This is a genomic window from Mesorhizobium sp. WSM3224 (genome assembly GCF_000427725.1).
Taxonomy (GTDB): domain Bacteria; phylum Pseudomonadota; class Alphaproteobacteria; order Rhizobiales; family Rhizobiaceae; genus Mesorhizobium.
Genome location: NZ_ATYO01000006.1, coordinates 32,066 through 46,363, shown reverse-complemented (window position 1 = coordinate 46,363; position 14,298 = coordinate 32,066). Strand labels below are relative to the sequence as shown.

The window sequence follows — 14,298 nt, the reverse complement described above, 5'->3', positions numbered from 1 at the left end:
GTAGGCTTTGCTCACATTTCTGGCCTGAATTACCAAACGGGCCCACATCGGCATTGGGGCTAAGATCCGATGATCGAAACGGCTGACACCAAGCCGGAATATGACGACACCGCCATCCGCTTCCTGGAAGCGCTCTGGGGCGACGGCTACCTGTCGCCCGGTGGTCCGGAAGAGGTCGATCGCGTGGTCGAAGGCCTCTCGCTCAAGGGCAAGACGATCCTTGATATCGGCTGCGGTGCCGGCGGCATCACGCTGCATCTGGTTGCCAGGCACAGTGCGGCTCGAGCCACCGGCTTCGACGTCGAAAAACCGGTGATCGAGACGGCGCGGCGAGGGGCGGCAAGGCAAGGCCTCGAGGATCGCGTCAGCTTCGTCCAGGCGCCGCCGGGGCCGCTGCCGTTCGCCGCCGCTTCCTTCGATGTCGTCTTCTCCAAGGACGCGCTGTTGCATGTGCCCGACAAGGACGCGCTGTTTGCTGAAATCTTCCGTGTGCTGAAGCCGGGCGGCGTCTTTGCCGCGTCGAACTGGATGATCTCGCATGACGGCGAGCCGTCGCCTGAGATGAAGGCCTATATCGCGGCCGAGGGGCTCTCCTTCGCCATGGCCTCGCCGGAGCGCTACGTCGAAGCAATGCGGCGCGTCGGCTTCACCGACATCACGGTCCGCGACCGCAATCCATGGTACCGCGAGGTCGCGCGCGAAGAGCTGTCGCGGCTCAAGGGATCGTTCTACCACCGAGCCGCTGCAGCGGTCGGCGCGGCCTATGTCGACAAGAACATCAAGACCTGGGAGGCGATGCAGAAGGTGCTTGACAGTGGTGAGCACCGCCCCACTCATCTGCGCGGTTGGAAGCCGGTTGGATAGCCGGCGATGCTGGAGACCGTCACACCCATGAAGACTGCAGAGGCCACCGACAACGCGGATGAATCGGCGCGGAAAGGCGATGCCGAAAAGCGCGGCCGCAAGGCCTCGAAAGAGGTCAGGCGGCTGCAGCTGATCGAGGCGACGATCGATTCACTGGCCAAACGCGGCTATGCCGAAACGACGATGGCGGATGTCGCCGACGGCGCGGGTCTGTCGCGCGGCATCGTCAACTTCCATTTCGAGAGCAAGGAAAAGCTGCTGATCGCCACGCTGCAGCACATGTATGACGAGTATTCGGCGCATTGGCGCACCGCCTTGCAAAAGGCCGGCGACGATCCGGCGAGACAGCTGCAGCAACTGGTATGGGCCGATTTCGACCGTTCGATCTGCAACAAGCGCAAGCTTGCCGCCTGGCTGGCCTTCTGGGGCGAGGCCAAGTCGCGGCCGACCTACCAGGCGCTGAGCAGCTCGCGCGACGCCTATTACCAGCAGGTCTTCATCGACCTTTGCACGACGCTCAAGCAGAGCGCGGGCTACGCCTATGACCCGCAGGTCATGGCGCTGGCGCTGTCGGCCATGCTGGAAGGCCTGTGGCTGCGGCTGATGATGGGAACGGAGGACACGACCCGCGAAACCGCGCTGCAGGCGGCCAACGCATTTTTGGCCGCCGCTTTCCCGAAACATTACGGTTAGCAACAGCCGGCCGCCAAGACCGGCAAGACCAAAAGAGGATGGAACAGCATGAAAAAACTCAGCCGACGCCTGACTTTGACTTTGGCGCTTGGCGGCGCGCTCGCGGCCTCGGCGGCGGCGTTCGCCGTCGCCGCCGACAAGGACCTGATCGTGTTCGACTGGTCCGGCTATGAGGATCCGAGCTTCCATGGCAAATATGTCGAGAAGAACGGTGACTCGCCGACCTTCGCCTTCTTTGGCGACGAGGACGAAGCCTTCGAAAAGATCCGCTCCGGCTTCAAGTCCGATCTCGGCCATCCCTGCTCGCAGAGCGTGGTAAAGTGGCGTGAGGCGGGCTTGCTGCAGCCGCTCGACACCTCGAAGATCGCCGGGTGGAAGGACCTCAGTCCCGGCATCATGGCGATGAAGGACCTCGCCACGACACCCGACGGCAAGGCGTGGTTCATGCCGTGGGACTGGGGCGACACGCAGCTCACCTACAATTCCGACAAGATCGCCGAAGAGGACGTGCAGTCGCTGAAGGCCTTCGCCAATCCGAAATACAAGGGCAGGGTCTCGATCGGCGACAATGTCGACGACGCCTACGCGCTGGCCAGCCTCGCCATCGGGCTCAAGGACTGGACCAAGATGACGGACGAGCAATTCAAGCAGGCGTCCGACTTCCTGCGCCAGGTGCACAAGAATGTGCGTTCCTACTGGACCGACACCACCGATATCGTGCAACTGCTCAGCGGCGGTGAAGTCGATCTCGCCTGGGCCTGGAACGACGCCACTGTGCAGTCGGTCGCCGCGGGCGTGCCGATCAAGTCCAGGAAGGACACCGACGAGGGCATCTCGACCTGGGTGTGCGGCTATGTGCTGTTCAAGGACGCGCCCGGCAATGTCGACAAGGCCTATGACTACCTCAACGCCGTCAACGATCCCGAAGTCGCCAAGACGCTGGTCAAGGACTGGGGTTACGGCCAGGCCAATGCCAAAGGCATGGCCGGCGTCGACCCGGCGATGCTGAAGGAAAAAGGCTACGACAACGTGGAAAAATGGGTGGACAAGACGCTGTTCCAGCAGCCGCTGCCCTCGGAGCTCAAGCTCAAGATGATCGCCGAATTCGAGAAGATCAAAGCCGGCTATTGAGCTTTGCCCCCGGACCCGCCTGCTTCCCGCTCGAACGAAGCAGGCGGGCTCGCCAAAGCACCTGAATTCTCCTAACTTCGCTTCAAACGTTTGCGATGGGGGAGTTTCTCGCGCCATGAAATCCATGCTTCGCCGCCTTGCCTTGGCCGCCGTCGTCACCGTCGGCACGGGTAGCGCCTATGCGCTTGCCGAAGGTGGCGGCGACCTCGTCGTCTTCGACTGGTCCGGTTACGAGGACCCGCTGCTGCATCCGGCCTATGCCGCCAAACAGGGTGCCGAGCCGACCTTCTCCTTCTTCGGCGATGAGGACGAGGCCTTCGAGAAGATGCGCGCCGGCTTTAAGGCCGACATCGCGCACCCTTGCTCGCAAAGCGTGGTGAAATGGCGCGAGGCCGGGTTGCTGCAGCCGCTCGATACCTCGAAGATCGCGGGCTGGAAGGATCTCAATCCGGGCATCATGGCGATGAAGGATCTCGCCACCACCGCCGACGGCAAGGCCTGGTTCATGCCTTTCGACTGGGGCAACACCTCGCTGCTCTACCGCACCGACAAGGTGACGGCGCAGGAGGCGCGGTCGCTCAAGATCTTCGCCGATCCCAAGTTCAAGGGCCGCGTCACCATCGGCGACAATGTCGATGACGCCTATGCGCTGGCAAGCCTGGTCATCGGCCTGAAGGACTGGACCAAGATGACGGACGAACAGTTCAGTCAAGCTTCCGCCTTCCTGCGCGACGTGCACAAGAATGTCCGCTTCTACTGGACCGATGATACCGACCTCAACCAGGCCTTCACCGGCAACGAAGTCGACCTGGTCTGGGGCTGGAACGAGACCTATGTGACGCTGAAGGGCCAAGGCATGCCGATCGCCATGAACCGCGACACAATGGAAGGCATCTCGACCTGGGTGTGCGGCTATGTGCTGCTTAAGGACGCGCCGGGCAAGCTCGATCAGGCCTATGATTTCCTGAGCGCCGTCAACGCGCCGGGTGTTTCGGAGTATTTGGTGAAGACCTTCGGCTATGGTCACGGCAACAGCGCCGGCATGACGGCGATGGACCAGAAGCTGCTCACCGACCGCGGCTTCGACAATCTCGACAAGTTCCTCGACAAGACACTGTTCCAGCAGCCGGTGGCGCCCGACCTCAAGCAGCGCATGGTCGCGGAATTCGAGAAGATCAAGGCCGGCTATTGAGCAGTATCGTTGAAAGAGCCGACGTCGTCATCGTCGGCGCTGGCTTCACTGGCCTGTCAGCCGCGCTCGAACTGAAGCGCGCCGGCATCGATTTCCTTGTCGTGGAAGCACGCGACCGCGTCGGCGGGCGCGTGGAAGCCATCAGAAACGGGCTCGGCGAGCTGATCGACAGCGGCGGCCAGTTTTTCTGCGAGGACATGCCCGAGATAACGGCGCTCGCCAGGGCGCGCGGCAAGACATTCGTCAAAACCTATGTCGATGGCGAATTCATCACCTATCCGTCGATGTCGGCCGTAAAGACCGAGCGCATGTATCGCACCGCCATGGCGATCCGCGAGCGCATGAACAGGATCGAGCCGGACGATCCGGCGATCACCGGCTTGAGCGTTGCCGACTGGCTTGAACGCCAGCAGGATGAAGCCGATGCCAAGGCCGGCTTTCGGTCGATGATCGAGGGCCTGTGGTGCCTGCCGCTGCATAAGGTGCCGCTGTGGTATCTCATCGACAATGACCGCCGCATCACCAATGAGGTGCCGGAGCTGCAATATTCCCTGGGCGAGACCATGCAATCGCTCGCCGACGATCTGGCGAGCGATCTCGGCGATCGGCTGCGGCCGAATGAGCCGGTCATGCGGATCGAGCATGGGGTGCAAAGCGTTCGCGTAGCCACCCCCAGCGGCCTTATCGAAGCGCAGGCGGTGCTCGTCGCGGTTCCGCCTGCAACGGCCGCGAAGCTCGCTTTCGCACCCGCCTTGCCGCCGGCCTTGTCGAAGGCGCTCGGTGTCTGGGAAAGCGGCGCCGTGATCAAGATGCTGGTGCGCTATGCCAGACCGTTCTGGCGCGAACGGGATTTGAGCGGCATGGTGATGTGGCGCGACCTGCCCGGCCTGTTTGCCTGCGATGCCAGCCAGGATGCCGGGCATGCCGCGCTCACCGTCTTCGTCGGCGGGCCGCGCGCTTTGCGCTGGCGCCAGCTGGGCGAGACGGCGTTGCGCGCGGAGGTGACGGCAAGGCTTGTCGATGCGCTCGGCCCGCAGGCTGCCGACATCGTCGATTTCAGCTCGCGCGACTGGACAAACGACCGTTGGAGCGGCGGCGCCTATAGCGATCTCATCGTCGATGTGATGGCGCACGATGCCGAACGCATCATCCTTGCCGGCGCGCCGCCGGTCTATTTCGCCGCTTCGGAAGTCTCGCCGTCTTTCCCAGGCTATGTCGAGGGCGCGATCGTTGCGGGACGCATCGCGGCGGCCAAGATTCAGTCGGCCATCGCCACCAGCGCCTCGGGGTCGTAGGCGAGACGGATCGGCGCGCCGACCGGAATGTCGTCGGCGCCGAAATCGTTGGTCTCGGTCACCGACAGGGGTTTTTCCAGTCCCGGAATCTCGACGATCAGATGCGTGATCTCGCCGAAATAGTGGCGCTCGACGACCTTGCCGGCGACTTCGAATTTCGCCGTCGTGTTATCCCAGAGCACACGCAGCCGCTCCGGCCGGATGCCAAGCGTGGCCGCGCCGCCATTGCGCACGAAAGCCCTCGGCTTGTCGGTCCTGACGCGGCCGAAACCCAGCGTGTCGAGCAGCAGCGAAGCGCCGTTCTCCTCGACGATCTCGGCCTTGACGAAGTTCATGCCGCCGAGGAAATCGGCCACTTGGCGATTGACGGGGCGCTGATAGATTTCCTTCGGCGAGGCGACCTGCGCGATGCGGCCGCCGAACATCACGGCGATGCGGTCCGACATCGCCAAGGCCTCATACTGGTCATGCGTGACCAGCACGAAGGTGATGCCGACCGCCTGCTGCAGCCGGCGCAACTCGACCTGCATCTGCTCGCGCAGCTTCTTGTCCAGCGCTGAAAGCGGCTCGTCCAGCAGCAGCACCTTGGGACGCATCACAAGCGCGCGGGCGAGCGCGACACGCTGGCGCTGGCCGCCGGAGAGCTCGGTGGCGTGGCGCTTGCCGAGACCGATCAGCGACACCTGCGCCAGCGCTTCCTCGACGCGGCGCTTCTCCTCGCCGGCGCCGAGCCTCAGCCGCTTCAGCCCATAGGCGACATTCTGCTCGACATCGAGATGCGGGAAGATCGCATAGCTCTGGAAGACCATGTTGGTCGGCCGCCTGTTGGCGGGAATGCCGTCCATCGGCTGGCCGTCGACGGCGATGGAGCCGCTTGTCGGCGTGTCGAAGCCGGCGATCATGCGCAGCAGCGTGGTCTTGCCGCAGCCGGAGGGCCCGAGCAGCGAGAAGAACTCGCCCTCCCGGATCGCCAGCGAGGCGTTGTCCAGCGCCTTGAACGATCCGTAGCTGCGGGTGACGTCGCGGATCTCGATCATGGTGCGGTCTGATTGGGACTGGACCCGCTCAAGCATAGAGGCCTCCCTCGTTGTGGGTGCGTCTGGCCGCGCGGCGGCGCAGGATCTCGGCAATCGTCATCAGCACGAAGGACGCCAAGAGCAGCAATGTGCCAAGCGCCAACACGCCGGGAAGCTTGGCCGCAAAACGCAGTTGGCCCCAGATGTAGATCGGCAGCGTCGCCTCGGTGCCGGTGAGGAAAAAGGCGATGATGAATTCGTCCAGCGAGATGGTGAAGCAGACGAGCAGGCTGGAGATGATCGCCGGCGCGACCATCGGCAGCGTCACGCGCCGGAAGGTGCCGAAGGCGCTTTCGCCGAGATCGGCGGAGGCTTCCTCGAGGCTGCGGTCAAAGCCTTCGAAGCCGGAGGTCAGCACCGTCATCGAGTAGGGGATGCAGACCAGCACGTGGCCGAGCACGACGGTGAACAGCGACAGGCTCAAGCCGAGCTGAAGCATGACCAGGAGCATCGAGATGGCGACGATCACCTCTGGCAGCACCAGCGGCGCCATGATCAGGCCGTTGATGGCGCGGCGGCCGGGATAGCGGTATCGGGTGATCGAGCGGGCGGCGAGAATGCCGAGCACCGTCGACAGGATCGAGGCCGAGACGCCGACGATGAGGCTGTTCCAGGTAGCGTCGATCAGCGCCGGCGTGCGCGGCAGATCCTCGTACCAATGAAGGGTGACGCCCGAGAGCGGGAATTTCGGCGTCGCTGCCGTGTTGATCGAGAAGATCGGCAGGAAGATCACCGGCAGATAAAGGAAAAGCAAATAGAGGACGGCGTAACTCGACAGCCAGCCGGGCAGGAAACGCCTTATCGCCGTCATCGCGCCAGCCTCTGCAGGGCGCGGAAGACCAGCACGGTGGCACCGGCCATCAGCGAGACGATGATCATGGTGGTGACGGAGAGCGCGGCACCCAGCGGCCAGTTCGACGCCTTGCCGAACTGCGCCTGGATGGCATTGGCGATCATGACGCCGTCCTTGCCGCCGACCAGCTTGGGCGTGACATAGTCGCCGACGGTCGGGATCATGACGATCAGCGCGGCCGAGATGACGCCGGGCGCCGACAGCGGCAGGGTCACGCGCAGGAAGGAGCGCAGCGGCCCGTCGCCAAGGTCGGTCGCCGCTTCGACCAGGGTTCGGTCGACCTTCTCCAGCGAAACGAAGATCGGCAGGATGGCGAAGGTCGCCCAGGCATGGGTGAGCGTGATGATGACCGCGGTGGAATTGTAAAGCAGCGCGGTCGACGGCTCGTCGATGATGCCAAGGCCCATCAGGCCAGAGTTGAGCACGCCATTGTAGCCGAGGATCACCTTCCACGACATCACGCGCAGCAGGTAGCTCGTCCAGAACGGGATGGTGATCAGGAACAGCCACAGGCTCTTGTGGCGGCCGCCATGGAAGGAGATGAAGTAGGCGATCGGATAGGCCAGGGCCACGGTGAGCAGGCTGACCGTCAGCGAGATGTAGAGCGAGCGCCAGAGCAGGTCGCGGTAGATCGGCTCGGTCAGCGCGATCCGGTAGTTCTCCAGCGTGAAGGTGTGGTCGATGGTCAGATAGTGCTGCGTCCAGAAGGAATGCGCGATGACGACCAGGATCGGTAGGACGAGAAGAATAAGGGCATAAACGAAGGTCGGGCTGATCAGGGCAAAGCCCTGGACGGCTTCCGATTGCAGAAGGGGGCTTCGTCTCAATCCCGCCACGCGTAACGGGGGCGACCCTTCCACCGCCGCCGTCATTGCAGCGCTCCGGGCGTGATCTCGGTAGCTGGCTCGGACTGTCCCGCCATGCGGCCTTCCCATTCGTAGCGCCGGCTGCCTGTTCCCGATTTATGCTGGGAGCGTGATCGCTCCCTGGCTTGCCGGCTTTCTTTCATCATGAGCGCATCCGCCGATTGAAATCAAGCGCTATTTCTGTAATATTGATTGAACGGACATTCAAAATGAAGTGAAGAAAGACCGAATTTCCAAGGCTTTTCGCACCTCTTGGTGTCCAAGGAAAATTCTGCAACCTAGTGATGTGAGGCGAAGATGGCGGCTCAAAGCAAGATCAAGGCAAGCGAACTCGTCGAGCCCGGCGATGACGACGCGGTCGCGCTCGCCAAGCGCCATCTCGTGCAGCCCTGGCCCTATGCCGGCTCGGTCGGCAAAGAGGCGCGTGCGCTGATCGCCGAGGGCGACGGCATCTACATCACCGATGCCTCCGGCAAGCGGCTGATCGACGGCCCCGCCGGCATGTGGTGCATCAATGTCGGTCATCGTCGCGAGGAGCTGGCGAAGGTCATGTACGACCAGGCGATGGCGCTGTCCTACAACACGCCATGGTATACGATGAATGCGCCGTCGGCCGAGCTTGCGCGGCGTATCGCCGATGCCGCGCCTGGCGACCTCAGCCACACCTTCTTCACCACCGGCGGCTCGTCAGCGGTGGAGACGGCGCTGCGCTTCATGCAGTTCTACAACAATGTGCGCGGACGGCCGGAGAAGAAGCTGATTCTTAGCCGCGGCGGCGCCTATCACGGCTCGACCTACCTGTCGGCTTCGCTCAATGGCCGCCCGCGCGACCGCGACTGGATGGACGGCGCCGACGAGCTGGTGGTGAAGCTATCCTCGCCCGATCCGTTCCGGCGGCCGAAGGGCATGAGCATCGCCGTCTTCACCGATTTCCTGGTCGACCAGTTCCGCGACACGATCGCGGGCGTTGGCGCCGATCGGATCGGCGCTTTCGTCGGCGAGCCGGTACAGGCTTCCGGGGGCGTCATCGTGCCACCGGACGGGTATCTCAAACGCATCCGCGACATCTGCCGCGAGAACGACATCCTCTATGTCTCGGACGAGGTGGTGACGGGCTTCGGGCGGCTCGGCCACATCTTTGCCTCCGGCGATGTATTCGGCATCGAGCCGGACATGATCACTTTCGCCAAGGGCGTGACATCGGGCTATTTCCCGCTCGGCGGCGTCATCATCTCCGAGCGGCTGCTTGAAGAACTGCGTCGTTCGAATCATCCCGACGCCTTGTTCGGCCATGGCCTCACCTATACCAGCCATCCGATCGGCTGCGCGGTGGCGCTGAAGAACCTCGACCTGCTGGAAGAGAGGGTGCTCCAGCACACGCGCGAGATCGCGCCCTATTTCCAGGCGCGGCTGAAGACGCTGGAAGAGCTGCCGCTGGTCGGCGAGGTGCGCGGCGTCGGCCTGATGGCTTGCGTCGAATGCGTGGCTGACCGCGACAGCAAGGACCCGCTGCAGCTCGACAAGGATGTCGGAAAACGCATCGACGCGCATTGCCACGAGCTTGGCCTTTTGGTGCGGCCGCTGATCAACATGTGCGTGATGTCGCCGCCGCTGATCATCTCACGCGAGCAGGTCGACGACATGGTGGCGATCCTGCGCGAGGGGATTTCGCGGACCATGGATGATTTGAGGAAAGAAGGGGTCTGGCAGGGGTGAGAGCCCATTTCCTTCTCCCCGTGGAACGGGGAGAAGGAAGAGCTTACCCCCTCGACCTCAGCGCGTCGTTCAGCCCCCACATGTCCTTTTCCTCCGGCGCCGTTTCGAGGTCCAGCACCGGAACCTGCTTGCGCAGGTGGTCGTGGTGGGTGCGCACGCCATATTCGAGGTCGGAAAGGTAGAAACCCTCGAAGGCTTCCGACAGCATGGACTCGTTCGACCACACCGAAAGCTGCACGTCCTCGTTCATCGTGTCGCGGTCGATGCGGTAGGCGAGGTAGCGCGCCGCCGCCTGTTCGCGTGTCTCGTCCTTGTAGCGGTAGATGGCGCCGCGCAGCAGCGTCTCGCCGGTCGACAGCGGGAACTCCTGATAGAACTGGACGGATTCCGGCATGATCGACAGCGCGTTGTTGGGGAAGATGCCGTAATAGATCCAGGCCTTGCGAAGATGCTCCGGCAGGCGCGAGGCATCGGGCGCCAGCTTGAGGTATTCGCGCACGCTCCAGCGCCGTCCGGCATGCAGATTGTAGGTGGCGAAGGACCGCGACACGCCGTTGATGAAGGGTTCGTCGAAATAGGTCGCGCCATAGAGGTCCTGCAGCGCCGGGTGCGCCATGGCGACGTGATAACCTTCATTGTCGACGTCGCGCACCGACTTCCAGTTCACCGGCGACTTTTGCGTCCAGATGCCCCAGGAAGGCACCATGCCCGCGACATTGTAATGCGCCATTTCGGCTTCGATCGGCTTCAGGAGCTCGGCCACCGAAGGCTGGGGGCCGCCCTTGCGGAAGCGGATGAAGATGAAGCCCATCCAGATCTCGAGATCGAGCGGCATCAGGCCGAATTCGGTCTTGTCGAGCTCGGGGAAGGAGCGCGGGCGTGCCGCACCGCGCAGCGTGCCATCGAGATTGTAGACCCAGCCGTGGAACGGACAGACCAGCGCATTCCTGCAGGTGCCTTGGCTGTCGGCGACGACGCGGCTGCCGCGGTGGCGGCATATGTTGTTGAAGGCGCGCACGACACCGTCCTTGCCGCGCACGATCAGCGCCCGCTCGCCGACCACGTCCATGGTCAGATAGTCGCCAGGGTCAGGCACGTCGGAGACATGGCCGGCGATCTGCCAGTGATTGCGGAAGACGTATTCCTTCTCGAGTTCGAGAAGGGCATTGGAATGATAACTCCACCCCGGCAAACCCCGCCGGTCCCAATCATTGGGGATCGCCACGTCACGGAGGTGCGGGTTCATGGGGCAGGGCCCTTCTTTTTGTTGAATACTCATTCAATATAGGCATATTTTTCATTGAAATGCAATGGCTTGCGGAAATATGAAAATTTCTTGGCTGCAAGCCAAAGCCAGCCCGAGCCGGAAAAATCCCGGAAAATCCGAGCCTTAATCGAGGAATCGGAACAGCAATTCCGAGCGCCGATAGCTCTCGAGGATGGCATGTTTCGGTGGCATGCGGCGTGCGGCAGACAGAGGCGACGCGCTGGATTCAAGCGTTGCTGTGTGAGGCCGTTTACAGTCAGCCGGGCGCGGCGGGTGCATATGTCCGCCGACCAGCTTCGGCGGAAGTCGAATGGTTGCGGCAGGGTGAGCATGCCGGGTAGCCGGCGCCTGTTTCAAATCCTGTTACACAGGCAGTCGCCGCCAATCATCCGGCTGTTACCTGGTGCGATTAAGTTCGTTTCATAGCAAAAAGAAAGATAACGAAGGGGACAACCGATGTTTGCGAAAGTTCGCGCTGCCGACACCAACCGCCGCCTGGACGGACCGGAGCGTAATGACCGCCGGCCGAAGCTTGCGTTGCGCCAGCGCGCCAGCGACCATCCAATGGCGATGTTCATGCTGATCGGCGCTTGCGCCTTCGTCGGCATGCTGGCTGCGCCCGCCTCCGGCCCGGCTTTCGCATCAATCAATCCGCCGGCCAATGTCGTCGAGGGTGCGCAGACCACGCTCAAGACCGCCCGCCTGCCGGAGCCGCAGATCGAGTTTGCCTGTAAGGGCCAGAACTGGGGCGCCGAGAGCCTCGACTGCCTGCGCGCCATCGCCGAGCAGTCCGGCCAGCACAGGGAGCGTGCGGTACGCATGATTGCCAACGCTGCGCCGCCCACCAACACGCCGAACGTTTTCTAGAAATTAATCGACCTCCCCTGAGCGCACCTCCAGCGCTCGAGTCAGGCTCCCGCCGCATGGTCGGTCGGGAGCCTCTTTTTTAGCTCTGTCGAGATTCAGGTGAGGCCGGCCTGCGAAGGGCGGCTTCCTGCGCTTCCGGCCTTCGCCGGCCGAAGCACTCATGGTGGCGTGGCGGTCAAATCAGGGCTACGGCCGGCGTAGGCCGGTGCTCACGTACTGAAAGTACGCTCCGCTCCGGTTTTCGGAATCCACCCTTCTCGGCTCGTCCTGACCTGAATCTCGACAGAGCCTGCGGCGGCGCGAGCTCAAGGCTCGCCTACGCCTCTGTTGCGATCTCGTTCTGGCCCCCAGACCAGTCCCGCTCAGATGTGAGCGCCGTTGTTGGCGGCAGCCTCGTCGGCAATCGTTGCGAGGACGCCGCGGACATCGAGCGTCGAGAACGGCTTTTCCAGGATCTGCGGCCGCTGTTGCGGCGGCAGCGCCTCGATCTCCGCCTTGGCGCCGATCAGATCGCCGGTGACCAGCACGAAGCGTTGCGCCAGTCCCGGCCGTTCCGCCAGCAGTTCGCGGTAGATCGCAATGCCACTGATGCCTGGCATGCGCAGGTCGGAAAAGACGATGTCCGGCGGCATATAGCCGTTCAACACGTCGTCGGCCGATGTCCAGCTCGCCACGACGCGCGATTTCAGCCCCATCAGCTCCAGAATGTCGGACAATGAGGCGGCGACGTCCGGCTCGTCGTCGATCACCAGCGCATGGCGCAGCCCGCTCGACCGCGCTGGAGCCTCGCCGGGCGTGGCGCCCTTGCCCTCGATCGCCGGCAGTTGCACGACGAAGCGCGCGCCGTGCGGCTCTGCCTCCTCGAACCATATGTTGCCCTTGTGGCGCTCGACGATCGATTTCGAGATCGACAGGCCAATGCCGGTGCCGACGCCGACCGGCTTGGTGGTGAAATAGGATTCGAAGATGCGCGAGCGGATCGTCTCGGGAATGCCCGGACCATTGTCCTCGACGGAGAAGCCCGGATCGCCGCGCTCGCTGCGGAACGTCCGCACCTTGATGCACCGCTCGCCGGCGATGCCGGCCAGCGCGTGCTGGCTGTTGATGAGGAAGTTCGCCGCGACCTGCGTGACGTGGTCGGCGTCGGCCATGGCAAGCAGCGGTCCGATGGCGAAATCGGTGTCGATGATGATGCCGCTGGAACGCGCGCCATAGGCGGTGACTTCGAGCGCCGCCCGCACCACCTGGTTGAGATCCGTCTCGGCCTGCTCGGTCGGGTGCAGCCGCACCATCGACAGGAAGCTCTTGACGATGCGGCCGCAGCGTTCGGCGGCGGCGCGCACCTTCTCGGCGCGCACCTTGGTCTGCGGGTCGCTGGCGAATTCGTGCAGCAGCGTCGATTGCGCCACCACCACCGCCAGCGGGTTGTTGAGCTCGTGCGAGACGCCGGCCAGCAGCGACCCCATCGCAGCCATCTTTTCGTTCTGGTGCAGTTTCTCGCGCTGGCGGTTGATTTCTTCCTCGGCCTGCAGCTTTTCGCGCAGGTCGCGGATCGAGCCGAAGATCAGGCGGCGGTCGGCAACGCGCATCTCCGTTGCGGTCAGTTCGATCGGGAAAACCTCGCCGGCGGCGTTCTGGGTGACGGTCTCCAGCCGCTGGCCGACCATCGGCGCGCCGCGGCCGGCCATGTAGTCGGCGCCTGACGCATAGCCCTTGCGGTAGTAGATCGGAACGATGGTATCGAGCAGGTCCTTGCCAAGGATGGCGCTGCGCTGGAAGCCGAACATCTTCTCGGCGGCCGGATTGAATTCGATGATCGAGCCCGACTCGTCGATGACGATGATGGCGTCGAGCGAGGCCTGCAGCATGGTGCGGCGGATCACTTCGCTGGCATGCGCCTCGGACGGCGAGCGCTCGATGGCGTCGCCGATGGCCAAAGCGATGATGTGCAGCGTCGCTTCTTCCTCGTCCGTCCATTCGCGTTCGGCGACGCAGTCATTGACGGCGAGCGTGCCCCAAAGGTGACCATGCGCGAAAACCGAGACCGACAGGAACGACTTGATGCTCTGTTTTTCGAAATCGGCTCTCAGGAAACCGTCGAGGTTACGTGTGTGGCCGGAGAAGATCTTGCCCTGCCGCTCGTCCTCCTGAAGCCGCTCCAGCAGCGAGTCCGAGTTGATGATCGACTGCATGATCACGGTGGGGGAGGCGAGTTCACCGCCGAAATCCGGATCGATCCAGTAGACGGCGACGGATTGGGCAAAGCCTTCGCCCGGCAATTCGCGCAAGCGGAACAGAATGCCGCGCTGGCATTCCATTTTGCGGCACACCGTTTCCAGTATGCCGTCCATCTCGCGCTGCCAGTCGCCCGCCTCGCGCAGGCGGCGCACGACATGGACGGCCGCCATCGCGGCGCCACCCGGACGCGAGCCATGCATATCGGGACGTGCTGCATCAGCAGTCATGGTCGGCCGTCTC

General features: G+C 63.4%; 13 protein-coding genes. 7 read left to right on the top strand and 6 right to left on the bottom strand.

Features of this window, described 5'->3' with window-relative positions; all coding sequences use genetic code 11:
• The first annotated feature begins 69 nt into the window (after positions 1-69).
• The 5 genes from YU3_RS0112475 (at position 70) to YU3_RS0112455 (ending at position 5,175) form a co-directional block, all read left to right on the top strand.
• Positions 70-864, top strand: coding sequence for a class I SAM-dependent methyltransferase (locus YU3_RS0112475; protein ID WP_027166568.1), 795 nt, complete (start codon positions 70-72; stop codon positions 862-864).
• A 6-nt stretch (positions 865-870) separates the two neighbouring features.
• Positions 871-1,557, top strand: coding sequence for a transcriptional regulator BetI (gene betI / locus YU3_RS0112470; protein WP_027166567.1), 687 nt, complete (start codon positions 871-873; stop codon positions 1,555-1,557).
• Between the two features lie 48 nt (positions 1,558-1,605).
• Positions 1,606-2,688 carry an ABC transporter substrate-binding protein gene (locus YU3_RS0112465; protein WP_027166566.1) on the top strand — a complete coding sequence of 361 codons (1,083 nt, stop codon included), beginning with the start codon at positions 1,606-1,608 and terminating at the stop codon, positions 2,686-2,688.
• 115 nt (positions 2,689-2,803) lie between these two features.
• Entirely contained in the window at positions 2,804-3,880 is a 1,077-nt protein-coding gene (locus tag YU3_RS0112460; protein ID WP_027166565.1) for an extracellular solute-binding protein, read from the top strand.
• Positions 3,877-5,175: a flavin monoamine oxidase family protein gene (locus tag YU3_RS0112455; protein WP_027166564.1), complete on the top strand. Its 1,299-nt coding sequence runs from the start codon at positions 3,877-3,879 to the stop codon at positions 5,173-5,175. Before YU3_RS0112460 ends, YU3_RS0112455 begins: the two co-directional genes overlap by 4 nt.
• Here the strand turns inward: YU3_RS0112455 and YU3_RS0112450 are convergent.
• The 3 genes from YU3_RS0112450 to YU3_RS0112440 are packed head-to-tail and all read right to left on the bottom strand — an operon-like array spanning position 5,139 to position 7,976.
• On the bottom strand, positions 5,139-6,212 hold the full coding sequence (locus YU3_RS0112450) for an ABC transporter ATP-binding protein (protein ID WP_027166563.1): 1,074 nt from the start codon (positions 6,210-6,212) through the stop codon (positions 5,139-5,141). The two genes, YU3_RS0112455 and YU3_RS0112450, sit on opposite strands and share 37 nt — an antisense overlap.
• Positions 6,213-6,240: 28 nt before the next feature.
• Complete coding sequence (locus YU3_RS0112445) at positions 6,241-7,062, bottom strand: ABC transporter permease (RefSeq protein ID WP_027166562.1); 822 nt, start codon at positions 7,060-7,062, stop codon at positions 6,241-6,243.
• On the bottom strand, positions 7,059-7,976 hold the full coding sequence (locus YU3_RS0112440) for an ABC transporter permease (RefSeq protein ID WP_027166561.1): 918 nt from the start codon (positions 7,974-7,976) through the stop codon (positions 7,059-7,061). Before YU3_RS0112440 ends, YU3_RS0112445 begins: the two co-directional genes overlap by 4 nt.
• A gap of 291 nt (positions 7,977-8,267) precedes the next feature.
• On the opposite strand from YU3_RS0112440, the gene YU3_RS0112435 reads away from it, so the two are divergent.
• Positions 8,268-9,686 (top strand): aminotransferase, encoded by a 1,419-nt coding sequence (locus YU3_RS0112435; protein WP_027166560.1) that lies wholly within the window; start codon positions 8,268-8,270, stop codon positions 9,684-9,686.
• A 43-nt stretch (positions 9,687-9,729) separates the two neighbouring features.
• Here YU3_RS0112435 and YU3_RS0112430 read toward each other — a convergent pair whose 3' ends face one another.
• Both YU3_RS0112430 and YU3_RS40535 read right to left on the bottom strand, forming a co-directional pair.
• Positions 9,730-10,932 (bottom strand): aromatic ring-hydroxylating dioxygenase subunit alpha, encoded by a 1,203-nt coding sequence (locus YU3_RS0112430; RefSeq protein ID WP_027166559.1) that lies wholly within the window; start codon positions 10,930-10,932, stop codon positions 9,730-9,732.
• A 29-nt stretch (positions 10,933-10,961) separates the two neighbouring features.
• A complete protein-coding gene (locus YU3_RS40535; protein WP_156913454.1) occupies positions 10,962-11,285 on the bottom strand; it encodes a hypothetical protein in 324 nt (107 codons plus the stop codon).
• A gap of 124 nt (positions 11,286-11,409) precedes the next feature.
• Here YU3_RS40535 and YU3_RS0112425 point away from each other — a divergent pair, with 124 nt between their 5' ends.
• The gene (locus YU3_RS0112425) at positions 11,410-11,820 is read left to right on the top strand and encodes a hypothetical protein (RefSeq protein WP_027166558.1); all 411 of its coding nucleotides are present in this window, start codon (positions 11,410-11,412) and stop codon (positions 11,818-11,820) included.
• 362 nt (positions 11,821-12,182) lie between these two features.
• On the opposite strand, the gene YU3_RS0112420 is transcribed toward YU3_RS0112425, so the two are convergent.
• Positions 12,183-14,285 (bottom strand): sensor histidine kinase, encoded by a 2,103-nt coding sequence (locus tag YU3_RS0112420; RefSeq protein ID WP_027166557.1) that lies wholly within the window; start codon positions 14,283-14,285, stop codon positions 12,183-12,185.
• Between the last annotated feature and the right edge of the window lie 13 nt (positions 14,286-14,298).